At 60.2% G+C, this 24,575-nt stretch carries 20 protein-coding genes; 13 read left to right on the top strand and 7 right to left on the bottom strand.

Features of this window, described 5'->3' with window-relative positions; genetic code table 11:
* Nucleotides 1-165: 165 nt before the first annotated feature.
* Nucleotides 166-819 carry a peptide-methionine (S)-S-oxide reductase MsrA gene (msrA, locus tag ASC96_RS29790; RefSeq protein WP_060506794.1) on the top strand — a complete coding sequence of 218 codons (654 nt, stop codon included), beginning with the start codon at nucleotides 166-168 and terminating at the stop codon, nucleotides 817-819.
* Here the strand turns inward: msrA and ASC96_RS29785 are convergent, their stop codons facing one another.
* Nucleotides 820-1,743, bottom strand: a complete 924-nt coding sequence (locus ASC96_RS29785; RefSeq protein WP_060506677.1) for an alpha/beta hydrolase — start codon at nucleotides 1,741-1,743, stop codon at nucleotides 820-822.
* 165 nt (nucleotides 1,744-1,908) lie between these two features.
* Here ASC96_RS29785 and ASC96_RS29780 point away from each other — a divergent pair, with 165 nt between their 5' ends.
* The 9 genes from ASC96_RS29780 to ASC96_RS29740 all read left to right on the top strand — a co-directional run bounded on the left by ASC96_RS29780 (nucleotide 1,909) and on the right by ASC96_RS29740 (nucleotide 12,866).
* On the top strand, nucleotides 1,909-2,820 hold the full coding sequence (locus ASC96_RS29780; protein ID WP_060506676.1) for a LysR family transcriptional regulator: 912 nt from the start codon (nucleotides 1,909-1,911) through the stop codon (nucleotides 2,818-2,820).
* Between the two features lie 129 nt (nucleotides 2,821-2,949).
* Nucleotides 2,950-4,110, top strand: coding sequence for an ABC transporter substrate-binding protein (locus ASC96_RS29775; RefSeq protein WP_060506675.1), 1,161 nt, complete (start codon nucleotides 2,950-2,952; stop codon nucleotides 4,108-4,110).
* A gap of 186 nt (nucleotides 4,111-4,296) precedes the next feature.
* Nucleotides 4,297-5,295, top strand: a complete 999-nt coding sequence (locus tag ASC96_RS29770) for an ABC transporter ATP-binding protein (RefSeq protein ID WP_060506674.1) — start codon at nucleotides 4,297-4,299, stop codon at nucleotides 5,293-5,295.
* Nucleotides 5,292-6,245 (top strand): ABC transporter permease, encoded by a 954-nt coding sequence (locus ASC96_RS29765; RefSeq protein ID WP_060506673.1) that lies wholly within the window; start codon nucleotides 5,292-5,294, stop codon nucleotides 6,243-6,245. The genes ASC96_RS29770 and ASC96_RS29765 overlap by 4 nt, the downstream gene beginning before the upstream one ends.
* Nucleotides 6,235-7,050: an ABC transporter permease gene (locus ASC96_RS29760; protein WP_060506672.1), complete on the top strand. Its 816-nt coding sequence runs from the start codon at nucleotides 6,235-6,237 to the stop codon at nucleotides 7,048-7,050. Before ASC96_RS29765 ends, ASC96_RS29760 begins: the two co-directional genes overlap by 11 nt.
* 86 nt (nucleotides 7,051-7,136) lie before the next feature.
* A complete protein-coding gene (locus ASC96_RS29755) occupies nucleotides 7,137-8,564 on the top strand; it encodes a gamma-aminobutyraldehyde dehydrogenase (protein WP_060506671.1) in 1,428 nt (475 codons plus the stop codon).
* Between the two features lie 237 nt (nucleotides 8,565-8,801).
* The gene (locus ASC96_RS29750; RefSeq protein WP_060506670.1) at nucleotides 8,802-10,988 is read left to right on the top strand and encodes a TonB-dependent siderophore receptor; all 2,187 of its coding nucleotides are present in this window, start codon (nucleotides 8,802-8,804) and stop codon (nucleotides 10,986-10,988) included.
* Between the two features lie 100 nt (nucleotides 10,989-11,088).
* Entirely contained in the window at nucleotides 11,089-11,757 is a 669-nt protein-coding gene (gene fhuF / locus ASC96_RS29745; RefSeq protein WP_082512326.1) for a siderophore-iron reductase FhuF, read from the top strand.
* Entirely contained in the window at nucleotides 11,754-12,866 is a 1,113-nt protein-coding gene (locus ASC96_RS29740) for an ABC transporter substrate-binding protein (protein ID WP_060506668.1), read from the top strand. The genes fhuF and ASC96_RS29740 overlap by 4 nt, the downstream gene beginning before the upstream one ends.
* A 44-nt stretch (nucleotides 12,867-12,910) precedes the next feature.
* Here ASC96_RS29740 and ASC96_RS29735 read toward each other — a convergent pair whose 3' ends face one another.
* Nucleotides 12,911-13,411, bottom strand: coding sequence for a ferritin-like domain-containing protein (locus ASC96_RS29735; RefSeq protein WP_060506667.1), 501 nt, complete (start codon nucleotides 13,409-13,411; stop codon nucleotides 12,911-12,913).
* A 157-nt stretch (nucleotides 13,412-13,568) separates the two neighbouring features.
* On the opposite strand from ASC96_RS29735, the gene ASC96_RS29730 reads away from it, so the two are divergent.
* Nucleotides 13,569-14,096 (top strand): hypothetical protein, encoded by a 528-nt coding sequence (locus ASC96_RS29730; RefSeq protein ID WP_060506666.1) that lies wholly within the window; start codon nucleotides 13,569-13,571, stop codon nucleotides 14,094-14,096.
* Between the two features lie 22 nt (nucleotides 14,097-14,118).
* Here the strand turns inward: ASC96_RS29730 and ASC96_RS29725 are convergent, their stop codons facing one another.
* Complete coding sequence (locus tag ASC96_RS29725; protein WP_060506665.1) at nucleotides 14,119-14,676, bottom strand: cysteine hydrolase family protein; 558 nt, start codon at nucleotides 14,674-14,676, stop codon at nucleotides 14,119-14,121.
* A 120-nt stretch (nucleotides 14,677-14,796) separates the two neighbouring features.
* Here ASC96_RS29725 and ASC96_RS29720 point away from each other — a divergent pair, with 120 nt between their 5' ends.
* Nucleotides 14,797-15,243: an Lrp/AsnC family transcriptional regulator gene (locus ASC96_RS29720; RefSeq protein WP_244482375.1), complete on the top strand. Its 447-nt coding sequence runs from the start codon at nucleotides 14,797-14,799 to the stop codon at nucleotides 15,241-15,243.
* Here ASC96_RS29720 and ASC96_RS29715 read toward each other — a convergent pair.
* From ASC96_RS29715 to ASC96_RS29705, 3 genes are all read right to left on the bottom strand, one after another.
* Nucleotides 15,240-16,469, bottom strand: a complete 1,230-nt coding sequence (locus ASC96_RS29715; RefSeq protein WP_060506664.1) for an aromatic ring-hydroxylating dioxygenase subunit alpha — start codon at nucleotides 16,467-16,469, stop codon at nucleotides 15,240-15,242. The two genes, ASC96_RS29720 and ASC96_RS29715, sit on opposite strands and share 4 nt — an antisense overlap.
* Nucleotides 16,470-16,743: 274 nt before the next feature.
* On the bottom strand, nucleotides 16,744-19,191 hold the full coding sequence (locus tag ASC96_RS29710) for an FAD-dependent oxidoreductase (protein ID WP_060506663.1): 2,448 nt from the start codon (nucleotides 19,189-19,191) through the stop codon (nucleotides 16,744-16,746).
* Nucleotides 19,188-21,635, bottom strand: coding sequence for an FAD-dependent oxidoreductase (locus ASC96_RS29705; RefSeq protein ID WP_060506662.1), 2,448 nt, complete (start codon nucleotides 21,633-21,635; stop codon nucleotides 19,188-19,190). Before ASC96_RS29705 ends, ASC96_RS29710 begins: the two co-directional genes overlap by 4 nt.
* Before the next feature lie 242 nt (nucleotides 21,636-21,877).
* Between ASC96_RS29705 and ASC96_RS29700 the strand changes: the two genes are divergently transcribed.
* Nucleotides 21,878-22,726: a LysR family transcriptional regulator gene (locus tag ASC96_RS29700; RefSeq protein WP_060506661.1), complete on the top strand. Its 849-nt coding sequence runs from the start codon at nucleotides 21,878-21,880 to the stop codon at nucleotides 22,724-22,726.
* Nucleotides 22,727-22,748: 22 nt separating this feature from the next.
* Here ASC96_RS29700 and ASC96_RS29695 read toward each other — a convergent pair whose 3' ends face one another.
* The gene (locus tag ASC96_RS29695) at nucleotides 22,749-24,515 is read right to left on the bottom strand and encodes an EAL domain-containing protein (RefSeq protein WP_060506660.1); all 1,767 of its coding nucleotides are present in this window, start codon (nucleotides 24,513-24,515) and stop codon (nucleotides 22,749-22,751) included.
* Nucleotides 24,516-24,575 lie beyond the last annotated feature (60 nt).

Here is a 24,575-nt window from a genome sequence, read left to right as displayed (position 1 = left end):
AGCAAGGCCGCATATCGCTGCGATCAGTAGCGCACTGCCCTGCCAGGGGTCCAAGGCCATCGAAGGAGGACTAGCATGCCGCAGCTTGAAAAAGACAGAATTTCGGATGCAACCAAACGCCCGTTCATTTTGGGATTTACCGGCATAACAGCCATTGCTGCGGCAATGTTTTCGATATCCTCGACCTTCAGCAACGCCGCAGAGGAAGCCGTAGTCATCCCCCCGCCCGCCATCGATGAAGCCTCGACGGCCACCACGGAGAAAGCCGTCTTTGCCGGCGGTTGCTTCTGGGGCGTTCAGGGCGTCTTCCAGCATGTGAAGGGCGTCAAGAATGCGGTCTCCGGCTATTCCGGCGGCACCAAGGATACCGCCGCCTATGAAACCGTCAGCGGCGGCAATACGGGCCATGCCGAAGCCGTCGAAGTCACCTATAATCCGAAGATGGTCACCTATGGCCAGTTGCTGCAGATCTATTTCTCGGTCGCACACAACCCGACGCAGCTGAATTATCAGGGACCGGACCACGGGACCCAATACCGCTCGGAAATCTTTGCGACCAGCGGCGAGCAGAAGAAGATCGCTGAGAGTTACATCGCCCAGCTCGACAAGGCGAAGGTCTATGGCGAACCGGTCGTCACCAAGGTATCCGACATGACCGCCTTCTATCCGGCCGAGGAATACCACCAGGATTTCCTAACGCTCAACCCGACCTACCCCTATATCGTCTACAACGACATGCCGAAGATCGAGAACCTCAAGGCGCTGTTTCCGACCGAATTCAGCGCCAAGCCGGTCCTGGTGCTGAAGGCCAAAGGCTGATCACAGCGTCCCAACAAGATCGCTGACACCACGGCACAGCCGCACAAAACCGTCCCGCGCGCCCTCGCTCATATGACGGGCGCGCAGCCACGCATGGATCATCTGCGGCTCGTCGCGGTATGTGACGTTGACACCCGCAGCAATCAACCTCTGGCCATAAAGTGCCGCATCATCGCGCAGCGGATCGAAATGCGCCGATGTGATGTAGGCTGGCGGAAGGCCGGAAAAATCAGCTACTTTCAAGGGATGGGCAAAGGCGTTTTCCGCCGGAGCCTTCAGGACATCCCGGTAATAGGCAACATCGGCGGTCGTCAGGCCCGGGGCCTCCGCCATTTCAACATAAGAGCCGGAGACGAGATCGCCGCCCAGTCCCGGATAGATCAGAACTTGGCCTACGATGCCGCTCAGCGCCGCCGCCTTGGCTTTCAACGTCATTCCCGCTGCCAGATTACCACCCGCGCTGTCCCCAACAACAACCAGCGGCCGCCTATCAGCGAGCAGCCACGACAAAACATCAAAACAATCGTCAAACGCTGCAGGCCAGACATGCTCCGGTGCCAGCCGGTAATCGACGGAGACCAGCTCCGCCTTTGCCGCATGGGCAATCTCGGCGCAGATGGCATCATGACTTTGCAGCGAACCGACGACAAAACCGCCGCCGTGAATATAGAAAATCCTTGTTTGCGTCGCGATATCTGCCGGCCGGTAGCGGCGAACCGGAATGCGATCGCCCACCATCTCGTCTTGTCGCGTCAGCCCTTCCGGTGACGGAGCGTCGAACTCGGCACAGAGCGCGTCATACCATTCCCGCTGCTGCCCGATCGGCGCATCGACGGCATCGGCCGGATAGAACGCTTCGCAGCGCTTGTGGAAGGCGAGGATGCCGGGTTCGGTGGGGATTGGTTTTGAAAATATCGAATCCATGAGCTTTTCCTGCATCCATTACAGTGAACCTATCAAATCCATCTCCATGTACTATTCAGAAACCGGCATTCCGAAACGCTTCTGACGGCTGCACCCGCCAATCGATGACGAAGCGAAGTCTTTCAGCACCTTGCCATCTCCCCCCGCAACCGTGTTAGCTAGATCATGGCCTTCACGCTCCGTCAGCTTCAGTATTTCATCGCCGTCGCCGAACAGGGCTCGGTCACGCGTGCGGCACAGAACCTGTCGATTTCGCAATCCTCGATCACAGAGGCTGTCAAGGAGCTGGAAACCGATCTTGGCGTCGAACTGTTCGAGCGCCATCCGCGCGGGCTACATATCACCCATAATGGCCACCAGTTCCTGCGCCACGCGACCAAGATTCTCGCCGGTGTTTCCGATGCACGCCGCTCGTTCTCGCAGGAGCGGGAAGAGCGCACCGGCGGTAAGCTCAATCTCGGTGTCACCTCACTGGTTGCCGGTTACGTGTTGTCCGATCTGCTCGCCCGCTACCGCCGCGCCTGCCCCGGTGTCGAGGTCAGCGCCATCGAGGACAATGGCTCCTATCTCGAGCACCTGTTGATCGGCGGCGAACTCGATGTTGCCGTCATGGTCATCTCCAATCTGCGCGATCGCATGGCGCTGCAGGCGGAAATCATCGAGACCTCGCCCTATCGTCTGTGGCTGCCGCTCGGCCATCCGCTGGTGTCCGCCGATATTATTTCGGTCGCCGATATCGCTAGGGAACCGTTGATCATGCTGACGGTCGATGAAATCGAGGAAAATACCGGCAAGCTCCTGACCGCGCTGGGCGCCCGCCCGCATGTGGCCTTCCGCACCCGCTCCGTCGAGGCGGTGCGCAGCCTTGTGGCGACCGGCGCCGGCATCGCCCTTTTGCCGGATCTGGTTTACCGCCCTTGGTCTCTGGAAGGCGACCGGATCGAAAGCCGCGATGTCTCCGGCGCCCTGCCCGTCGTTCAGGTTGGCATGGTCTGGCGCAAGGGCTCGGGCCTTCCGCAAGCGGCCAAGGATTTCATCGGGGTGGCCGAGGCCCTACGCAGCGGCCGGCCGCGATAACTCGGGACGATATCGGAAAATCCGATAACGCCATTCTGATTAATGAATTTGCGAAAGCGGCGAAATCGAGGCACCTTTCGTTTTGGGAACAAGACCGAAAAATTCGGACACCAAAACGGGAGACTGAAGATGAAGCAGATTCTGAAATCCTGCACCGTGCTCACCCTTTCGCTCGCTTTCGCAACCCACGCTTTCGCACAGGAACCCTTGAAGGAACTCGGCAAGGGCGAAGGCGAATTGTCGATCGTCGCCTGGGCCGGCTATATCGAGCGCGGCGAGACTGACAAGTCTTACGACTGGGTCACCAGCTTCGAAAAAGAGACGGGTTGCAAGGTCAGCGTCAAGACGGCTGCGACCTCCGACGAAATGGTCGCGCTGATGAATGAAGGCGGCTTCGACCTCGTTACCGCCTCTGGTGACGCATCGCTCCGCCTTGTTGCCGGCAAGCGTGTCCAGCCGATCAACACCGACCTGATCCCGAGCTTCAAGACTGTCGATGAACGCATGCAGTCGTCGCCGTGGTACACAGTCAACGGTGTCCACTATGGTGTTCCCTACGTCTGGGGTCCGAACGTATTGATGTACAATACCGACACCTTCAAGGGGCAAGCGCCGAAGAGTTGGGATGTCGTCTTCAAGGAAATGACCCTGCCCGATGGCAAATCGAACAAGGGCCGCGTTCAGGCCTATGATGGCCCGATCCATGTGGCCGATGCCGCCAACTACTTGATGTTCCACAACAAGGAACTTGGCATCAAGGACCCTTACGAACTCAACGAAGACCAGTACAAGGCAGCCCTTGACGTGCTGCGCGTCCAGCGCACGCTCGCCAGCCGCTACTGGCATGACGCGATGATCCAGATCGACGACTTCAAGAACGAAGGCGTCGTCGCTTCCGGCTCCTGGCCGTTCCAGGTCAATCTGCTGCAGGCGGAAAAACAGCCGATCGCCTCGACCATTCCAGAAGAAGGCGTGACCGGTTGGGCCGACACAACGATGCTGCATGCCGAAAGCGAACATCCCAACTGCGCCTATATGTGGATGGAACATTCGCTGTCGCCCAAGGTTCAGGGCGATGTCTCCGCCTGGTTCGGCGCCAACCCGTCCGTAGGAGCGGCCTGCAAGGGCAACGAACTTCTCACCGACGGCGGCTGCAAGGCCAATGGTTATGATGATTTCGACAAGGTGAAGTTCTGGAAGACGCCGACTTCGAAATGCGCCAGTGAGACAGAATGCGTCCCCTATCACCGCTGGGTCTCCGACTATATCGGCGTCATCGGCGGGCGCTGATTTCTGATCTTTCCCTCCCCCTTGTGGGGAGGGTGGCCCGAAGGGCCGGGAGGGGTTTTCTTGTTCGAGAAGAAAGTCCCCTCCCCAACCCTCCCCACAAGGGGGAGGGAGTTGTCCGAACCAGCCGCCACTACTTGTTACTCTTCATCGCTGATGAGGATGGAGATCATTATCTACGGAGTCCCCATGACCGCCGCCGTCCTGTTCGAAAACGTCTCGCGCCATTTCGGTGCCGTCAAGGCCGTCGATGCGGTCGATCTTGAAATCGCAGCCGGCGAGTTCTTTGCCATGCTTGGCCCTTCCGGCTCCGGCAAGACGACCTGCCTGCGCCTGATGGCCGGCTTCGAGCAGCCGACCGGCGGCCATATCGAGATTTTTGGCGAAACCGCAGAAGGCGTGCCGCCCTATCGCCGTAGCGTCAACACGGTATTTCAGGACTATGCCCTCTTCCCGCATCTCTCCATCCTCGACAATGTCGCCTATGGCCTGATGGTCAAGGGCGTCGGCAAGGACGAACGCAGGAAGGCCGCCGAAGATGCGCTCGCCATGGTCAAACTGCCCGGCTACGGCCAGCGCCGCCCCGGCCAGCTTTCCGGCGGCCAGCGCCAGCGCGTGGCGTTGGCCCGTGCCCTGGTCAACAAGCCCAAGGTCTTGCTGCTCGACGAACCGCTCGGTGCGCTTGATCTCAAGCTGCGCGAACAGATGCAGGAAGAATTGAAGAGCCTGCAGAAATCGCTCGGCATCACCTTCGTCTTCGTCACCCATGATCAGGGTGAAGCCCTGTCGATGGCCGACCGGATCGCCGTGTTCAACGACGGCAAGATCCAGCAGCTCGGCACGCCCGAGGATATCTACAAGCGGCCGCAGACCCGTTTCGTCGCCGATTTCGTCGGTTCCTCCAATGTACTCTCCAGCGCCATCTGCGCCCGGCTCGGGGTTCCGGCAAAAGCCGCCAGCCTGCGCCCGGAAGCCATTGCCATTGGCACCTCCTGGGCCGAACAGCTGAGCCTGCCCGGCACCGTCACCGCCCGCAGTTTTCTGGGCGCGACCAACCGTGTCAGCGTCGATTGCAATGGCGAGAAGATCATCGTCGCCAGCCCCGCCGCCATGCCGGTTCCCGAGATCGGCGCGGACGTGCAACTCGCGTTCTCCCGCAACGACCTTCACCTGATGGAGGAAGCATGAGCGCGCTCGCCACTCCCGCGGCAATCATGCCGAACCGGCCGGGCCTGACGGGACGGATATCGGACTTCCTGTGGAAGCACCCGCACGTTCTTCTCGTGATCCTGCTTGGCCCGCCCGTCCTCTGGCTCGGCATCATCTATCTCGGTTCGCTGTTTGCGCTGCTGCTGCAGAGCTTCTTCTCAATCGATGATTTCTCGGGCCTGATCAGTTACGAGTTCACGCTTTCGACCTACAAGCAACTGCTTTCGGACGCCAATTTCGACATCATCGTCCGCACCATCACCATGGCAGCGGTGGTCACGATCTTTTCGGCTCTGATCGCTTTTCCGATTGCCTATTACGCCGCCCGTTATGCCAAGGGAAAATGGAAGGCCGTGTTCTATCTCGGCATCATGCTGCCACTCTGGTCGAGCTATCTCGTCAAGATCTACGCCTGGAAGCTGATCCTTGCCAAGGAAGGCATTCTCACCTGGGCCTTCACCAAGCTCCATCTGCTCTGGTTGCTCGACGGCTGGCTTTCCCTGCCGATCATCGGCGGCAATTCGCTGTCGGTCAGCTATACCGGCACCTTCCTCGTCTTCGTCTATGTCTGGATGCCCTTCATGATTCTGCCGATCCAGGCCGCGCTGGAACGCGTACCGGGCAACCTGATCGAGGCCTCGTCCGATCTCGGCGGCACACCGCAACAGACCTTCCGCCATGTGCTGTTTCCGCTTGCCCTGCCCGGCATCGTCGCCGGCTCGATCTTCACATTTTCGCTGACACTCGGCGATTACATCATCCCGCAGATCGTCGGCTCGTCCCGGCTGTTCATCGGTCAGGCCGTCTACGCCCAGCAGGGCACCGCGGGGAACATCCCGCTCGCCGCCGCCTTCACCGTCGTCCCGATCGTCATCATGGGCCTCTATCTCTGGATGGCCAAACGCATGGGAGCCTTCGATGCGCTCTGACCGCTCCACCACCGCCCCGCTTGGCCTGAAGATCGCCGCCATCGGCGGGCTCGCCTTCCTGCATATCCCGATCCTGCTGATCTTCCTTTATGCCTTCACCACCGAGGAAAAGAGCTACCAATTTCCGCCGCCCGGCCTGACGCTGCAATGGTTTGCCGTTACCTGGAACCGGCCGGATGTCTGGGCGGCGCTCACGCTCTCCGTCAAGGTCGCCACCATCGCCACGGCCATCGCCTTGGTGTTGGGTACACTCTGCGCTGCCGCCGTCAGCCAGACACGCTTCTTCGGCCGCGAAACCATCTCGCTTCTGGTCATCCTGCCGATAGCCCTTCCCGGCATCATCACCGGCATCGCCTTGCGCTCTGCCTTCTCGATGGCCGATATCCCCTTCTCCTTCTGGACCATCGTGCTCGGCCACGCGACCTTCTGCATCGTCGTTGTCTACAACAACGCAGTCGCCCGCTTCCGCCGCGTCTCCGGCTCGCTGATCGAGGCCTCCATGGATCTCGGCGCCGATGGTTTTCAGACCTTCCGCCACATCATTCTGCCGAATATCGGCACGGCGCTTCTGGCTGGCGGCATGCTCGCCTTCGCCCTGTCCTTCGATGAAGTCATCGTCACCACCTTTACCGGCGGCCAGCAATCGACATTGCCGATCTGGATGCTGGAAGAACTCATCCGCCCCCGCCAACGGCCGGTCACCAACGTCGTCGCCATGGTGGTGATGCTGGTCACCTTCCTGCCGATCCTGGCCGCCTACTACCTCACCCGCGACGGCGACCAGATCGCCGGTGCAGGCAAATAATCCCGCGCCTGTTCCGGGAAAATACTCACCGGTTTTCCGGCAGAAACAGACGCCAACAAACAAGCCAGCAATTAAGGGAGAACGACATGGACACACAATTGCTGATCGGATCACAGTTCGAGGCAGGCACCGAAGCCGAGGAATTGATCCTCAACCCGCGTACCGGCGCAAAGATCATCGATCTCGCCGAGGCCTCGCAGTCGCAGATCGAGCGCGCCGTCGATGCCGCCGAAAAGGCCTTTTCCACCTGGTCGATGACCACGCCCGGCGAGCGCTCCGGCTACCTCCTGAAGATCGCCGACGCCATTGAGAAGGACGCCGATGCCTTTGCGGCACTGGAAGCCTTGAACTGTGGCAAGCCGATCAATGCCGTGCGCAATGATGAACTGCCCGCCATCGTCGACTGCTGGCGCTTTTTCGCAGGCGCCATCCGCAACCTGCATGCAACTGTTGCCGGCGAGTACTTGCCTGGCCATACGTCGATGATCCGTCGCGATCCCGTCGGCATCATCGGCTCGATCGCACCGTGGAACTATCCGCTGATGATGATGGCCTGGAAGCTGGCGCCCGCGATTGCCGGCGGCAACACCGTCGTCTTCAAGCCATCGGAACAGACGCCACTGACAGCGCTGAAGATGGCGCGCCTGCTGGCCGACATCCTGCCGGAAGGCGTCGTCAACGTCATCCTCGGCCGCGGCGATACCGTCGGCAACACGCTGATCAACCACCCGAAGATCGGCATGGTCTCGATCACCGGCGATATCGCCACCGGCAAGAAGGTGCTGCAGGCGGCCGCAAAAACCGTCAAGCGCACTCATCTGGAACTCGGCGGCAAGGCGCCAGTCATCGTCTATGACGATGCCGACCTCGAAGCCGTCGTCAACGGCATCCGCACCTTCGGCTACTACAATGCCGGTCAGGACTGCACCGCCGCTTGCCGCATCTATGCGCAGGACGGCATCTACGAAAAGCTCGTCGCCGACCTCACCTCCGCCGTCTCCACGATCAAGTACAATCTCGCAGACGACGCCGAAAACGAGATCGGCCCGCTGATCTCCAAGCGCCAGCGCGATCGGGTGGCAAGCTTCGTCGAGCGCGCCACCGAGCAGAAGCATATCGAGATCACCACCGGCGGCAATCTCGGCAGCAAGGACGGCTTCTTCTTCCAACCCACCGTCGTTGCCGGCGCCACCCAGGAAGACGAAATCGTCCGCCGCGAAGTGTTCGGCCCTGTCGTCTCGGTCACCCGGTTCGCTGAAGACGATCAGGCCGTCACCTGGGCCAATGACAGCGATTATGGCCTTGCCTCTTCTGTCTGGACCAAGGACATCTCCAAGGCCATGAAAGCTGCTTCCCGCCTGCAATATGGCTGCACCTGGATCAACACCCATTTCATGCTGACCAACGAAATGCCGCATGGCGGCATCAAGCAATCCGGCTATGGCAAGGACATGTCGATCTACGCGCTGGAGGACTATACGGCCGTCCGGCATGTGATGATCAATCACGGATAATCCATTCAGCGTCCGGCACAGCCCGCTCGCAAGACCAAGGCCGCACCATCACGTGCGGCCTTTTGCAATTTTTGGCCTAACTGCCGGAAACGGTTGGAATTTCCAACCGAAAATGTTGCTCGAATCCCACACACTCAAAAACATGAGTGTTTAAGTCATACATTTCACTTTCCTGTGAAAGTAATCTTGATAGAACGAGTCATCTTATAACTCCCGCCTGTCCAGAAAGTGCATGACATGCCCCAACTTCGCCGTGCCACCCGGTCCACCGTTCGTTTCGCTCTTGCCGGCACCTCGCTGCTCGCCCTTTCGCTGACAGCTTTCGCACAGGATGCGGCGCAATCTACGACAGGTGCTGATGGAGCGACCGAACTGGAGACACTGACCGTCACGGGCGGCAGCGGCGGCGTCATCACGGCCGATGGCTATGTCGGCACCAGCAGCGCCACCGGCGCCAAGGTCGACACCCCCTTCCTGCAGATACCGCAATCGATCTCGTCCGTGACCGAGCAGCAGTTGAAGGATCGCAACCCGCAGACGCTTCTCGAAACGTTTGCTTACACGCCCGGCTCGCGTGTCGGTGGATACGGTTTCGATCCGCGCTTCGATTCCTTCACCGTGCGTGGTTTCGACGTTACCTATACCGGCATGTTCCGTGACAACCTGCGCCAGCCCGGCGCCAGCTCCTCGCTGTTCAAGAACGAGCCTTATGGCCTGGAAGGCGTGTCGATCCTGCGCGGCCCGTCGTCGGCCCTCTATGGTGCGTCCGGCGCCGGCGGCCTGTTCAACCTGATCACCAAGCGGCCAACCGAGGAGCCGTTGCGCGAACTGCAGCTGCAATACGGTACGGACAACCGCTACCAGGGCCAGTTCGATTTCTCCGGCCCGATCAACGACACCGATCCGCTCTACTACCGCATGACTGGCCTGCTGCGCAGCGCCGACACAGAGCAGATCAGCGTCCCGGATGACCGCGCCTATATCGCACCGGCCTTTACATGGAAGCCGGACGAAGACACCAAGCTGACCATTCTTGGCGAATATTCCCGCACCAAGACCGGCGGTTCGGCGGCCTATTACAACGACCCGACTGGCAAGGTAACCGACATTTTCGCCGGCAATCCGGACTTCAACGATTCGGTGCAAACACAGGCGCGCCTCGGCTACGAATTTGAGCACCGCCTGAACGACGTCTTTACCTTCCGCCAGAACATGCGCGTCTCGACGCTGAACGTCGATGCCGACTGGGCCTTTGCCTACGCGCCGAACGCCATTGATCCGACCTTGCTGGATAGCAGCGCCGGAACGTTCGACGAGCGCCTCAGCTCCGTGGTCATCGACAATCAGATGGAGGCCAAGTTCGATACCGGCGCACTCGATCACACATTGCTCGCAGGTGTCGACTACACGAAATTGCGGTTCAAGTCCCTCGCCGGAACCGGCTTCACGCCGCCGCTCGACACCAAGAACCCGACCAAAGGCCGTCCGACCGACCCGATCGACTTCAACGAACGCGTCGTCCAGGACCAGTGGCAGCTTGGCACCTACCTTCAGGACCAGATTCGTTACGACGCCTGGACGCTGACAGCCGGCGCCCGCTATGACTGGGTCTCGACGGATACGGACAACACCGATCTGACCACTGGTCTGACGAACCAGGTTTCGCAACAGGACAAGGCATTTTCCGGCCGTATCGGCCTGACCTACGAAACCGATTTCGGCCTTGCGCCCTATATCAGCTACTCCACAGCCTTCTCGCCCAATGCCGGCTGGAACAAGGAAACGGAACAGCCGTTCAAGCCGACCGAAAGCCAGCAGGAAGAAATCGGCGTCAAGTATCTGCTGCCCAACAGCAACACGATGGTCACGGCGGCTCTCTTTAATATCAACCAGAAGAACAGCCTTTATTACGAGGTTGTGGACCTGCCGACAGGCCCGGAAAACATTCAGGTTCAGCGCGGCAAGGTGCGCTCGCGCGGCTTCGAACTGGAAGCCAATACCAGCCTCGACAACGGCCTGTCGCTGATCGCGTCCTATACCTATACCGACATCAAGATCACCGAAGGCCCGGCCGATACGGTTGGCAACTACGTCTCCTCCGTGCCGCGCCACATGGCATCGCTCTGGGCGGACTACACATTGCCGGAAGATGGCCCGGCAGCCGGCCTCGGCTTCGGTGCCGGTGCCCGCTTCTTAGGCTCGAGCTTCGGTAACGACCAGAACACGACGCGCAACGGCGCGCGCGTCCTCTTCGATGCCGCCGCCCATTACGACTTCGCGGCCATCGACAAGAAGTATGAGGGCCTGCGCCTGCAGGTCAATGCAACCAACGTCTTTGACCGCCGCGATACGGTTTGCTCGGCAGGCTTCTGCTACCGTGATCAGGGCCGTGCCGTCATCGGTTCGTTGAAATACAGCTGGTGACCGTTTGAGCCTTTCCCCCAACCACGACGTCAGCACCGCTTTCGGGGCCTCCAGCCTGAAGGCGGTGTTTGCCGGTGAGCACGCCTGGTGCGGCGAGAAGATGATGCTGTCGTCGGAGCTGGAAGGCGGCGTGCCGCTGTCGGAGTTCTTCGGTTCCGGCGGTTTCACAGAGGCTCTTGATACCTATGCGAACGCCCACGGCGGCACGGACAGGCGCGCTGTCGCCTCGATGTGGTCGCTCTATTATTTCTCGATGTTGACCATCCCTTATATCGTTGCTCGCCGGGCCGATCACGTTTTGCCGGTCGTTCCCGGCGAAATGACGATCGCGCTGGCCGAAGACGGCTTGCCACGCGCTCTCGGACTTGCCCGCGAGGGTGATTGGAGCGAGGGCAAGGGCGCCGACCTTCTCTCCTTCGTCATGCCACTGGTCAGCCAGCATCTAGCCGAGATTATCGCGCAGTTGAAAGCGGTGGGCGGCATTGCACCAAAGCTCGCGTGGAACAATGCGGCGGTCTATATCGACTACGCTTTCAACGCCACCGAACGGGAACGCCCCGCCGACGGCGACACCTGGGCCTCACGGTCGCTGTTTTCGCAGACACACCTGCCCGACGGGACCCCAAACCCGTTTCTCGGCTGCCTGCGGCATGAAGCTGATGGCGAAGAGACCGTCTGCCGCCGCAAGATCTGTTGCCTGCGCTATCTTCTGCCGGGCATACCCAGCTGTGGCGAACTCTGCGCCCTGCCCGCCCAAAGAAAGCAATGATTGTGAAACGCCTCCTTCTTTTGACCCTTGGCCTGTTTTTGGCCTGTGCTGCCATGTCGAACGCGCAGGATCGCTGGCCGTTGACGCTCACCGACGGGATTGGCCGGCAGGTGACGATCAAGGAGACACCCCAAGCCATCCTGCTCGGCAGCGGCTTCAATCTGGTGGCGCTGTCGCTGATCCATCCCGATCCCGTCAGCCTGCTGGCTGGCTGGTCGGGAGACCTGAAGGGCGACAACCCCGAAATCTACAAGGACTTCGTGGAAAAATTTCCGGCCCTTGCGGACGTTCCGATTATCGGCGATGGCACGGGCGACGGCCTGTCCTTCGAAACCATCCTGTCCTTGAAGGCTGACCTTGCCATCATGGCCAACTGGCAGGCCGATACCGATCTCGGCAAGCGGGCGATCGACTATCTCGAAAGCACTGGCGTCCCGGTCTTCGTTGTCGATTTCAACAGCGATCCCTTGAAGAATACACCTGACAACATGCGGTTGCTCGGCAAGGTCCTGGAGCGCGAGGAACAGGCAAACGCCTTTGCCGATTTCTACGAGGAACACCTGAAGCGCATCACAGACCGGGTCGCCGCCAATCCCGAGCCAGGCCCGACCGTACTGATGGACGCATTCCCCAATCCCGATCGATGCTGCTATGCCTACGGCACCGGCGGCCTCGGAGAATTCATCGGCATTACCGGCAGCCGCAACATTGCGACCAAGAACCTGCCACGCCAGGGCGGCATCGTCAGCAGCGAGTATCTGATCGAGGCCGACCCTGAAGTGTACATCGCCACGGCCTCACCCGGCGGCACCTACAGCGCCTTTTCCATTGGCCCCGGCGTTTCCGCCGAGGAGGCGCGCAAGACACTGGGCGAAGCGGTGAAAAATCCGGTTCTTGCCAACCTGTCGGGCGTCCAGAAAGGCCGGGTGCACGGATTGTGGAATTTCTTCAACGCCGTACCGCTCAACATTCTGGCGGCGGAGGCCTTTGCCCATTGGCTGCGGCCGGAGATGTTTGCGGATATCGATCCGGATCAGAGCCTGAAGGAAATCAACGAGCGCTTTGCCGCCGTTCCGTTCCGCGGCTCCTACTGGATCAGCCTGAAATAGCAAATTGGCCGGAGATGAACCCCGGCCAATCGGATCCCGCCCTGTTATGCGGCTTTCTTCATCGCCGTTGCATTGACGGAAGCCTCGGCAAGCGCTGTCAGTGCATGATCGGTCGCCCCTTCCTGCTGCAAGGTCTCGTCAAGCAGCTTGACCGCATCCTTGAGGCCAAGCATTCCGGCCCAGGTCCTCAGCGTGCCGTAGCGGGCCATCTCATAATGTTCGACAGCCTGCGCCGTGGCGAGAAGTCCGGCATCAAGCGCCGGTGACCCCTTGAATTCATCGAGGATTTCCTCGCCTTCTTCAACGATACCGTCAATCGCCGGACAGGTCTTACCGACCGCACGCTTGCCGAAGATTTCAAACACCTGCTGCAGGCGCTCGATCTGGCCTTCGGTTTCTTCATGGTGCTTTTCGAACGCCGCCTTGAGCTTCGGGCTCTGCGCGCCTTTGGCCATTTTGGGCAGGGTTTTCAGAATCTTGCGTTCGGCGTAATAGACATCCTTAAGCATGTCATAGAACAGGTCTTCCAGGGCTTTACCAGCCATTGGTCTCTTCCTTTCAGCAATTGAAGTATGTCTGGGTTCGAGCAGGTAACGGCTAATCCTTTGCTTTGTTCCGCCGTCCGCAGCAATCGCAGGATCCTGCCGGTCCCCGCTTCCCTCACGATGCCGCCCCGCCTATATAGAGGTCTGGAGGACTTTGATGATTTGGATATTTCCTGCGGTTGCCGGCCTGTTGATCGTGTATTTTGCCATGCGCTCGTCGCGCTTCCGGCGCTTTGCAGAACCGGTGCTCAGCATCCTCGTCGCATTGGCGCTTGTTTCGGCTTTTTTGATCTGGATCAATGAAGGCAGGACCCCGGCAGAAGCCGTAACAGATCCTGGCGACGCGCAAGCTCAACCGGCGCTGGCGCCGCAGGATATATCGGTCGGAGACCTGGAGTTCACGCGAAATCAACCCGACATGAGCTACCGCGCAACCGGCACAGTAAAAAACAACAGCGGCTACAATCTCGACTATTTCAAACTGTCGGTCACGCTGGAAGATTGCCCGCAAAACAATTGCCGGACGCTCGGCGTGGACACGGCCCTGATTCTGGCGCGCGTCCCCGCCGGCCAGAGCCAGAGCTTCTCGACCTTCTTCACTTTCCCGAAAAACGCCTATGGCGTCGAACCGACCGCGCCAAAATGGTCCCATCAGATTACAGAGGTTCGCGGTCGTTTACCCTGAAGGCTGCCTGCGGGGCCTGCCGTCACACTCTCGGCAGGATTTCCGCTGTGGTCACAACCGTTGCGAAATCAGCCCGAAGCGTCGCGATATGCGCGCGATGAATATCAACCGCAGCGATCTTCTCACCGTGACCATCGGCAAGATCAAAACAATCGCAGGCATCCTCCACCAGCGTGACCTTGTAGCCCATATTGGCACCGACACGCACCGTCGTCGAAACGCACATGTCCGTCGAAATTCCAAACACGACGATCGTGTCGATATCCGCCCGCCGCAGCCGGAGATCCAGGTCCGTACCGATGAAAGCGGCGTTGACACTCTTGATGACCAGCGGCTCACCCGGCTGCGGCTCGAAACCGCGGCGGAACGCGTTGCCGGGGCTCCCGGGCCGAAGCGACGATCCCTCTTCGACACTGTCGTGCCGCACATGGAAGAGCGGACGCCCGGCCGCACGCCACGCCGACAGAACTGCCAGCCCGTTCGCATCGACCTTGTCGTTCCATCGCTTCGGCCATGGCGCGGTATCGAAGGCCTGTTGCATGTCCACAAGTATCAACGCTGCCCTGTCAGAAAATTTCATAGCCCGATCACTCCTTTGGCTGTTACGCGCAGAAGCTACTTGCCATTTCGTCCGGTTTCATTGAGCAAGATGCCGGGCAACCGGTCATCCATCCGGTTTGACAGGGGGAGACCGGACAAAGTGATCGAACTGGACGAAAAAGACCGCCTCCTTGTCGCTGCCTTGCGCAGTGATTCTCGCCAGAGCCTGGTCGAGCTTGCCAGGCGCAGCGACCTTTCACGCAGCGCCGTTCATGAGCGGCTGCGGCGTCTGGAAAGCAAGAATGTGATCGCGGGCTATACAATACGCCTTGGGACCGAAATTGCCGATCCCGGCGTGCGGGCCGTGGTTGCAGTCAGCTTTCAGCCGGGCAAGAATTGCGACCATGTCGTGCCGCATATTTCCGGTATCCCGCAGGTTGTCAGCTGCTGGTCGCTGGCAGGCCCCACCGACCTGATGCTATTGATCGAATGCGGATCGAACGGAGATCTCGACACCATCCGAAGACAAATCGCCACGATCGCGGGCGTAGCGACCGTGCAGACCCACGTCGCGCTTCGTACGCATTTTGACAGGCGCGGTGGCTAGGCCCGGCTGATCTCGTCGAGATACCAGTTGATATAGCGCAACTCGTTCTGCTCCATCGGTGCGATCGGGCCGGGCACGAAGTAATGCGAGCGCACGCCGCGCGAGGTGTGCTCGATGATCGACTTGTCCTCGTCGGTGGTGACGGTCCAGAGCCATTTCAGCTTCTCGAGGTCGTAGTCGACACCCTCTTGCGCCTCGCCGTTGACGAGCCAGATCAGTTCCATCTCGCAGGCTTCCGGACCCTTCGGAATGAAGCGGTAGATCATGCCATGGTCGGGATAGCAGACGAGGAACGACGTGCCGCCGAGATGAACGGAGGTAACGCCGCCATCGAACTCGGTGAAACGGCCCATCAGCGGCGCCAATGGCGATCCGTCCTGACTGCCGGTCTTGACGCCATCATAGAGTGCATAGCGGAAAGCATGGATCGTCTCCTTGCCATTCTCGGAAGTCTGCCAATGGTCGCCAGAACCGACCTGGATACCGAGCGCGCAAGTGCGTTCCTCCATTGCGGCATTTAGCGCCTCGATCATGTGCAGCGGCTGTTCCAGTGCGTGGGTCTGCGAATACTCCGGATGCGCCGGGCCGCAGTGATAGCATTCGACATAGTTTTCCACCGCCAGCTTCCAGTTGGCATCGACCGGATAACTCTGCCGGTAAGCAACCTTCGCCTGCCCCCAGCCATACTGGCCGCAGGTGGCATGCAGAAGGTTTTCGACTTCAGTGAAATCGAGCGGGTTTTCGGCAAAGGAAATGAAGACGAGGCCTTCGACGACGCGGACATGCAGCTTCTTCAGCCCATGGTCTTCCCGCTTGAAATCCTTCGGCATCAGCCGTGCGGCCTTCAACGCGCCATCATTGCCATAGGTCCAGGCGTGATAGGGACAGACGAACACACGCGCATTGCCCTTGTCCTTGGTGCAGACTTCCGCCCCGCGATGGCGGCAGACATTGAGAATGGCATGAACAGTCCCGTCCGCATGCCGCGTCAGGATCACCTGCTCAGAGGCCATGCGAAACACTTCGAAATCGTTCGGCTTCGGGATGACGCTTTCATGCGCGACGCAGTGCCAATGGCGGCGGAAGACACGCTCCAGATCGCGCTCGTAGATATCCACGTCCCGGTAGAACGGCCGGGCAAGCCCATGGCCGGGCTTGTGGGCGGCGACGAGCTGGTCGATGCGGTCGCCCTCGGCAACGCTGTTGGAAAGTTCGGGCGCGAGCATGTTTTCTCTCCTGAAAGACCTCACCGGAAAAATCGCGTTCCGGCGCGCGCATTTCGCTGTGGGCTGGGTCCGACAAGCCCCTCACCCTAGCCCTCTCCCCGCTCGCGGGGAGAGGGGACGACGGAGGCCGCCGCGTAATTCCTCTTCTCCCCATCGGGGAGAAGGTGGCCCGAAGGGCCGGATGAGGGGGGCCGCAAACTCAGCATCCGCCGCCCCCTCATCGCCTCGCATGCGCTCGGCACTTCTCCCCGATGGGGAGAAGAAACAACCTCGCCTAGACCTTCACCCGCTCCGACTTCGGATCATACATCGGCGCAAGCGACGCCTCCGCCTTCACCCGTGTCCCGGCAATCTCGATCTCGTAAACAGAGCCCAGCACATCGGCCTCGCTCTCTTCCCGGCACGGCACATAGCCGAGCCCGATCGCGCCGCCGAGATGGTGGCCGTAATTGCCTGACGTGATCGTTCCAACGATCTTGCCGTCGCGCACCACCGCTTCGTTGTGGAACAGAAGCGGCTCCGGATCGGTCAGCCGGAACTGCACCAGCCGGCGCGAAAGCCCCTTGTCCTGTTTCCTCAAGACGGCTTCGCGGCCGATGAAGTCGCCCTTGCCCGTGCGCACTGCAAAGCCGAGCCCGGCTTCCAGCACATGGTCCTCATCGGTGATGTCATGGCCGAAATGGCGGAAGGCCTTTTCGATCCGGCAGCTATCGAGCGTATGGATGCCACAAAGTTTCAGGCCGATATCGGCCCCTGCCGCTTCCAGCGTCTCGAACACATGCGCCGTCTGGTCGGTCGAGACATAGAGTTCCCAGCCGAGTTCGCCGACATAGGTGACCCGGTGAGCGCGGGCGAGGCCCATGCCGACTTCGATTTCCCGCGCCGTACCAAACGGATGCGCCGCATTAGAGAAGTCGTTGGGGCTGACCTTTTGCATCAGTTCGCGCGCCTTCGGCCCCATGACGCAGAGCACCGATTCCGATGCCGTCACATCGGTGATAACGACGAATTCATCGGCGAGATGCTTGCGCAGCCAGGCAAGATCGCGTTGCAACGTCGCGCCGGGCACGACCAGCAGGAAAGCCGTATCCGAGAGACGAGTGACCGTCAGATCGCTCTCGATACCGCCACGGGCATTGAGCATCTGGGTATAGACGATGCGGCCCGCAGCCACATCCAGCTGGTTAGCGCAGAGTTTTTGCAGAAAGGGCAGCGCATCGCGCCCTTCGACGCGGATCTTGCCGAACGACGTCATATCGATCAGACCGACGCCACCCCGGATCGCCAGATGCTCGTCGCGCTGGTTTTCAAACCAGTTCTGCCGCTTCCAGCTATATTTGTATTCCCGCTCCTGACCTTCCTTGGCAAACCAGTTGGCCCGCTCCCAACCCGCCACTTCTCCGAAGACGGCGCCGCGCGCCTTCAGGTGTTCGTGCAAGGGCGTGCGGCGAACGCCGCGTGCCGTCGCCATCTGGCGGTAGGGGAAGTGATCGGCATAGAGCAGGCCGAGCGTCTCGGTGACCCGCTCCTTGAGATAGGTGCGGTTTTTCTGGAATGGCTGCGCCCGGCGGATATCGACCTCCCAGAGATCGAACGGCGGCTCACCATCGTTCATCCATTGCGCCAGCGCCATGCCGGCACCGCCGGACGACACGATGCCGATCGAGTTGTAACCGGCCGCAACCCAATAGCCTTTCAGCTCCGGCGCTTCGCCGAGATAGTAGCGGTCATCCGGCGTAAAGCTCTCAGGGCCGTTGAAGAAGGTATGGATCCCTGCCGTTTCCAGCATCGGCATGCGTCCAACCGCCTTTTCCAGGATCGGCGCGAAGTGATCGAAATCCTCCGGCAACTGGTCGAAGCAGAAATCCTCGCTGATGCCGTTCATGCCCCAGGGCTTGGCCTTGAGCTCGAAGGCGCCGACCAGCATCTTGCCGGCATCCTCCTTGTAATAGGTGCACTCGTCCGGCACTCGCAGAACCGGCAGGCGCTGTAGCCCGGCGACCGGTTCGGTGACGATATAAAAATGTTCGCAGGCATGCAGCGGCACGGTCACGCCGGACATGAGGCCCAGCTCCCTGCCCCACATGCCCGCCGCGTTGACGACATTTTCGGTCTCGATCGTGAACGTCTCGCCGTTCTGCTCGCAGGTGACGCCTGAGACCCGGCCATCCTTCTTGTGGACCGCCGTTACCTTGACGCCCTCAAGAATGGTCGCGCCGTTCTGCCGGGCACCCTTGGCCAGCGCCATGGCGATATTGGCGGGATCGCACTGGCCATCCAGCGGCAGATGCACGGCACCGACCACATCCGAGACATTCAGATGCGGATACATCGCCTTGACTTCGTCCGGCGATATTTCCCGCACATCGACGTCAAAGGCGCGGGCCAGCGAGGCCTGCCGGTAGATTTCCTGTTTGCGCTCTTCGGTCAGCGCAACCGTGATCGAGCCGCACTGGCGCATGCCGGTGCCGATACCGGTTTCGGCCTCCAGCTTGGTGTAGAGATCGGCCGAATATTTGGCGAGCCGGGTCATGTTTTGGCTGGCGCGCAGCTGGCCGATCAGTCCGGCCGCATGCCAGGTCGTGCCGGAAGTCAGCTGCTTGCGCTCGAGAAGCACAACGTCAGTCCAGCCGAGTTTCGCCAGATGATAGGCGACCGAACAGCCCGACACACCGCCGCCGATGATGACCACGCGGGCCTTTTGGGGGATAGGCTTGCTCATGCGCGCAGTCTTTCATTCTTGGGATCAAACAGCGGCTCATCGGCCTGGACGATTGCCGTGAAGCGGTCCCCGTAGATTTCGACCTCGACCTCGGTTCCAGGCTGAGCCAGATCGGCGCGCAGCATGCCAAGTGCCACCGATTTGCCGATCCGGTAGCCCCAGTTTCCGGACGTGGTTTCGCCGACCACCTTGCCGCCATGCCAGAGCGTCGACATATACGGCGCGTCGCAATCGCCAGCGTCCACGATCAGCGTGACGAAGCGTTTGGTCACACCCTGCTGTTTCTCATGCTCCAGCGCCGCCTTGCCCTTGAATCCGGGCTTGGCCCAATCAACGAAACGCTCCAATCCACCCTGCAGAATGGTGTAATCGGTTGAAAGATCGCCTTTCCAGGCGCGATATCCCTTCTCGATCCGAAGCGAGTCCAGCGCTTCCATGCCAAAGGGTTTCAGGCCGTGCTTTTGTCCCGCAGCCCAGACCGCGTCAAAGATGGTGGCCGTGTCATCGATCTTAGTGTGTATTTCCCAGCCGAGTTCGCCGGCGAAGGAGACGCGCACCAGCTGGCACCAGCGCCCGGCGATCTGTACCGACTGATGCGTCAACCAACCCTTCGCAAGATCCGCATCACAGACCTCAGCCAAGATGTCCCGCGACTTCGGTCCGGAGAGTATCTGGCAGGTAAAGCTCTCCGTGACATCGTCCAGCGTAAACGCCGCATCCTGTGGCAGGTGTTTTTTCAACCATTCGAAATCGTGCCACTGCGCCGTTGCCGCCGTGATCAGGAAGAAGAAATCCTCCTCCAGTGCCATGACTGACATTTCGGTGACGATCCGGCCCTTGTCGTCGGAGAAATAGGCGAGACCAATACGGCCAGGCTTCGGCACCTTGCCTGTAGTCAGGCCAAGCAGCCAGTCGCGGGCACCCTCGCCCTTCAGGCGGTAGCGGGAGAAACCAGGAAGATCGAGAATGCCGGCAGCGTTGGTGACGGCGAGGCATTCCTCCTCGATGCGTTTCTGCCAAGGCCCCGCCCGGTTCCAGGTCTGCGTGGCTTCTTCCGAGAGGTCATCCCCCGGCTTGGCGTACCAGTTGGCCCGCTCCCAGCCGTTATAGGGTTTGAACTGTGCGCCAAGGGCCGCAATCCGGCCGTGGATCGGCGACAGCTTCTTGTTGCGGCCCGCCGGCCAGGCGTGCTTCGGGAAATGCATGGCATATTCATGGCCATAGATTTCCATGCCCTTGGCGATGCAATAATCCTGATCGGTAAAACTGGTGAACCGGCGCGGGTCGCAGGACCACATGTCCCATTCCGTCTGCCCTTCCGTTACCCATTCGGCCAGTACCTTGCCCGCACCGCCTGCCTGGCAAATGCCGAAGGTAAAGACGCAGGCCTCGAACGCATTCGGCACGCCCGGCATCGGGCCAATCAGCGGGTTGCCGTCCGGCGCGTAGGGGATCGGCCCATTGATCATCCGGGACAGACCGGCAGTGCCGAGGATCGGCACACGCTCGACGGCGTCGTTCAGATACCATTCCAAGCGTTCCAGATCGTCAGGGAAAAGCTGGAACGAAAAATCCTCCGGCATCGGATCGTCCGGCGTGATCCAGTGCGCCTTGCAGTTTTTCTCATAGGGACCGAGATTCATCCCGGTCTTTTCCTGGCGCAGGTAATAGGAGCTATCGACATCGCGCAGCAACGGCAGCTTGTGCCCTGCTTCCTTCGACCAGGCGGCCAGTTCCGGAATTTCCTCGAACAGCATGTACTGATGGCTCATGACCATCATCGGCACGTCGCGGCCGAACCATTTTCCGACCTCGCGGGCGTAGTAACCGGCGGCATTGACGACGTATTCGCAGCGGATTTCGCCCTGCGGCGTGGAAATGATCCACTCGTCATTTTCCCGGCGCGCGCCGGTGGCGGGACAGAAGCGCAAGATTTTCGCGCCCATGTCGCGCGCGCCCTTGGCCAGCGCCTGCGTCAGCTGCGCCGGGTCGATGTCGCCGTCATAGGGATCGTAGAGCGCGCCGGTCAGGTCATGGGTTTCGACGAAGGGGTATTTCGACCTGATCTGATCCGGCGAGAGGATGTCGAGATCCATGCCCTGATAGCGCCCCATGCCGACGACGCGCTTGAACTCCTGCAGCCGCTCCTTGGAATGACCAAGCCGGATCGAGCCGGTGACATGGTAATTCATCGGATAATCGACCAGCGCGCCCAGTTCGCGGTAGAGCGAGGCCGAATAGCGCTGCATGTTCATGATCGACCAGGAGGACGAAAATGTCGGCACGTTGCCCGCCGCATGCCATGTCGAACCGGCCGTCAGCTCGTTCTTTTCCAGAAGCACGCAGTCCGTCCACCCGGCCTTGGCCAGATGATAGAGAGCGGACGCACCGACCGCACCTCCCCCGATGATCACGACGCGTGCATAAGACGGCAAATTCGACATGGCTGTTCCCTTGTTTGGGGGAAGTTTTGGCCATGAACAACATTTGCATCAAGCCGTCAGAACGGGCTTTATTGATCGAAGAATTCGATTAGATTGAACTAGAAGCCCTCATCCGGCCTATCGGCCACCTTCTCCCCGTAAACGGGGAGAAGGGACAGGCGGCCACCTCCGTCGTCCCCTCTCCCCGCTTGCGGGGAGAGGGATAGGGTGAGGGGCAAAATTGGGAGACACCGGACACACCCATGCAGATCGACCTTATCGAAACCTTCCTCGACCTGATGGAAACCCGCAGTTTCAATCGCACGGCGGAACGGCTGAACATCACGCAATCCACCGTGTCCCATCGGGTCAAGGCGCTCGAAGCACAGTTCAACCGCAAGCTTTTCACGCGCAACAAAGGAGGAACTGCGCCGACTGCCTCCGGCCTGCGTTTCCTCGACCATGCCAAGGCGCTGCAGCATCAATGGCACGAGGCAACCCGCGCGGTGGAAAACGCCGGTACCTACGAGCGCTCGATGCGGCTCGGCATCCAGCATGATCTCGCCGAAGCCTTTGCCGGAAAATGGCTATCAGCCGTCCGGGCCGACCTGCCGACGACCTCGATCTATATGGAGGCCGATTACTCCAACCAGATGAACCGCGATCTGGCAGCCGGCGATCTCGATCTCGCCATCCTTTATACGCCGCATTACCTGCCCGATCTTCACTATGAGCGGATCGGCGAAATGACCTACATGCTGGTCGGCACCGCGACGCGAACGGTCGGCGAATTGTTACCGGAAACCTATATCCAGGCCGTCTACTCTCCGGCGTTCGACCGTGCGCATCGGCTGGCCCTGCCGCAGCTTTCATCCGCTCCGCTGGCGTCAGGCCAGAATATCGCCATTACCGGCCTGCTGAAGACGCTGGGAGGGGCAGCCTATGTGACGAGCAGCACGGCGCTGAGGCTCGAAGGCGAAGGCGCCGCTTTCCCCATCGCAGACGCCCCTCCGATACAGCAAGCTGTCTACGCCGCCACCAGCATCCGCACTCGCCACGCCCACCAGCACCGCCGCATCATCAGCGCCATGCAGGATCTTCTGGAACGATAGCAGCCACAAGCGGCATATGCGGTCAGTGCTGAGTGAGCAGAACCAACTGCTGATCCTCGTTCAACCTGGCCAGCATATCTGCGGCCGGAAGCGGATAGGCGATCGCATAACCTTGCAGCACATCGCATCCAAGGCGCGTCAACAACTTGGCGTGTTCCAGCGTCTCGACGCCCTCGGCAATGACCTCGATATTGAGCGCTTTGGCGATGTCGATGATCGAGCGCAACAGGCGCTTCTGTTCGCGCGATGTGGTGGTCGGCAAAACCAGTTGACGATCGATCTTCATCCGCCGCGGTTTCAGCTTTACCAACCCGATGATCGACGCATGACCGGATCCGAAATCATCGATCTCGATGTCGATACCCATGGCCTTCAGGCCTGCGACGTTGGAAAACACGTCATCTTCGCTGTCGTCGAGAAAAATGGTTTCCAGCAATTCGAATGACAGCATATCCGGTCGGACATCCAGGCGTTTCAATTCGTCGATCAAAAGCGGATCCGACAGGCGGGCAGCCGAGACATTCACCGCAATGCGCGGAACATGCACTCCCTGCCCCATCCAGGCCTGACGGTCCTTCAACGCCGCCTTCAAGATCGCAGCATCGAGATCGTCCAGCCGGCCGAGACTGCCAGCAACCTTGATGAATTCGCCCGGCAGGATCAATCCGCGTTTCGGATGGCGCCAGCGTGCCAGAACCTCCATCCCGACGATGCGCCGGGTCCGCGCATCGACCTGAGCCTGATAATAGGGAATGAACTCCCCTTTTTCCAAACCATGAGCGAACTGCCTGCCAACGCGCTGCTCGGCATTGAGTTGTGCCTTCATCTGAGCCGAATACACCTCGACCCGTCCCCGACCGAGCTTCTTGGCACGATGCAGGGCAATATCCGACTGTGCCAGCAGGCTGCCAATATTGCGGCCACTGGCAGCCGCGACACCGATCGACCCACCGGTGCGCAAGACCTCCTCATTATGCCAGACCGACTGCTTCAACTGCTGCGCCAGCCGCTCTGCACGGATTTTGAGGTCATCCAGCGAGACGAAATTTGCGATCAAAACCGCAAATTCATCACCGCTGACGCGGGCAATGAATGCGTTCTCAGGCACACTGGCTTCAATCCGCCTGGCACAGGATATCAGGACATTGTCTCCCGTCGTATGGCCGGCAGTGTCGTTGATCTGCTTGAACCGGTCTAGACCGATATGCAGGATCGCCAGCTTTTCCGGTCCGGCCTCCCCCGCAAGCTCCGCCAATCGCCTGTCAAAGAAGCGTCGATTGGGAAGTCCTGTTAGATAATCATGTTCGGCTGCATATGCGATCCGCTCGCGGCTCGCTTCAAGGGCAACGGCCCGCGCCTCGGCGATCGCCTTTTGCCGTCGCAGTTCGCGATTGAGCAGCACATCCGCCGTCACATCCCATTCGGCGCCGATAAGGGTGATATGGCCGTCTTCCTCGAAGCAATAGGCGCGTGAACGCAAGTATCGGGTTTCACCGTCCGGCAAAATGATCCGGTATTCCGAAGAATAGGCATCCTTGGCTGCAATCGCCCGGTCGAAATCGGCCTGGGCCTGGGCAAAATCATCGGGATGGATCGCATTCGTCCAGACCTCCGCCTTGACGCGCCTTTGCGTCTTGCCGGTTGCGTAGAGCCGGTGCATCTGCAAATCCCAGACGACTTCGTCTTTCTGTGTGTCGTGCTCCCACACGCCGATCTGAGAAGCGTCAAGCGCAATTCCCAAACGGCGAAGAATATTCTGGAATTCCTGTTCGGACCTCGCCGCCTTCATGGTTTTCTCTGCAGAGGATGCTTCGCGTATCAGCGCCTCCGCATTCTACACCAAGGTTCC

The organism is Rhizobium sp. Root1204 (genome assembly GCF_001424965.1).
Taxonomy (GTDB): domain Bacteria; phylum Pseudomonadota; class Alphaproteobacteria; order Rhizobiales; family Rhizobiaceae; genus Pararhizobium.
Note: the sequence above shows the minus strand (reverse complement) of the source record. Positions and strands in the feature narration are given on the sequence as shown.

Coding starts and splice junctions, on each gene's coding strand:
- fhuF (WP_082512326.1), top strand. CDS start 11,089: ATGATGCTGTCGTCGGAGCTGGAAGGCGGCGTGCCGCTGTCGGAGTTC.
- ASC96_RS29715 (WP_060506664.1), bottom strand. CDS start 16,469: ATGCTCGCGCCCGAACTTTCCAACAGCGTTGCCGAGGGCGACCGCATC.
- ASC96_RS29730 (WP_060506666.1), top strand. CDS start 13,569: ATGATTTGGATATTTCCTGCGGTTGCCGGCCTGTTGATCGTGTATTTT.
- ASC96_RS29710 (WP_060506663.1), bottom strand. CDS start 19,191: ATGAGCAAGCCTATCCCCCAAAAGGCCCGCGTGGTCATCATCGGCGGC.
- ASC96_RS29725 (WP_060506665.1), bottom strand. CDS start 14,676: ATGAAATTTTCTGACAGGGCAGCGTTGATACTTGTGGACATGCAACAG.
- ASC96_RS29770 (WP_060506674.1), top strand. CDS start 4,297: ATGACCGCCGCCGTCCTGTTCGAAAACGTCTCGCGCCATTTCGGTGCC.
- ASC96_RS29765 (WP_060506673.1), top strand. CDS start 5,292: ATGAGCGCGCTCGCCACTCCCGCGGCAATCATGCCGAACCGGCCGGGC.
- ASC96_RS29705 (WP_060506662.1), bottom strand. CDS start 21,635: ATGTCGAATTTGCCGTCTTATGCACGCGTCGTGATCATCGGGGGAGGT.
- msrA (WP_060506794.1), top strand. CDS start 166: ATGTTTTCGATATCCTCGACCTTCAGCAACGCCGCAGAGGAAGCCGTA.
- ASC96_RS29760 (WP_060506672.1), top strand. CDS start 6,235: ATGCGCTCTGACCGCTCCACCACCGCCCCGCTTGGCCTGAAGATCGCC.
- ASC96_RS29700 (WP_060506661.1), top strand. CDS start 21,878: ATGCAGATCGACCTTATCGAAACCTTCCTCGACCTGATGGAAACCCGC.
- ASC96_RS29780 (WP_060506676.1), top strand. CDS start 1,909: ATGGCCTTCACGCTCCGTCAGCTTCAGTATTTCATCGCCGTCGCCGAA.
- ASC96_RS29695 (WP_060506660.1), bottom strand. CDS start 24,515: ATGAAGGCGGCGAGGTCCGAACAGGAATTCCAGAATATTCTTCGCCGT.
- ASC96_RS29735 (WP_060506667.1), bottom strand. CDS start 13,411: ATGGCTGGTAAAGCCCTGGAAGACCTGTTCTATGACATGCTTAAGGAT.
- ASC96_RS29785 (WP_060506677.1), bottom strand. CDS start 1,743: ATGGATTCGATATTTTCAAAACCAATCCCCACCGAACCCGGCATCCTC.
- ASC96_RS29775 (WP_060506675.1), top strand. CDS start 2,950: ATGAAGCAGATTCTGAAATCCTGCACCGTGCTCACCCTTTCGCTCGCT.
- ASC96_RS29755 (WP_060506671.1), top strand. CDS start 7,137: ATGGACACACAATTGCTGATCGGATCACAGTTCGAGGCAGGCACCGAA.
- ASC96_RS29740 (WP_060506668.1), top strand. CDS start 11,754: ATGATTGTGAAACGCCTCCTTCTTTTGACCCTTGGCCTGTTTTTGGCC.
- ASC96_RS29750 (WP_060506670.1), top strand. CDS start 8,802: ATGCCCCAACTTCGCCGTGCCACCCGGTCCACCGTTCGTTTCGCTCTT.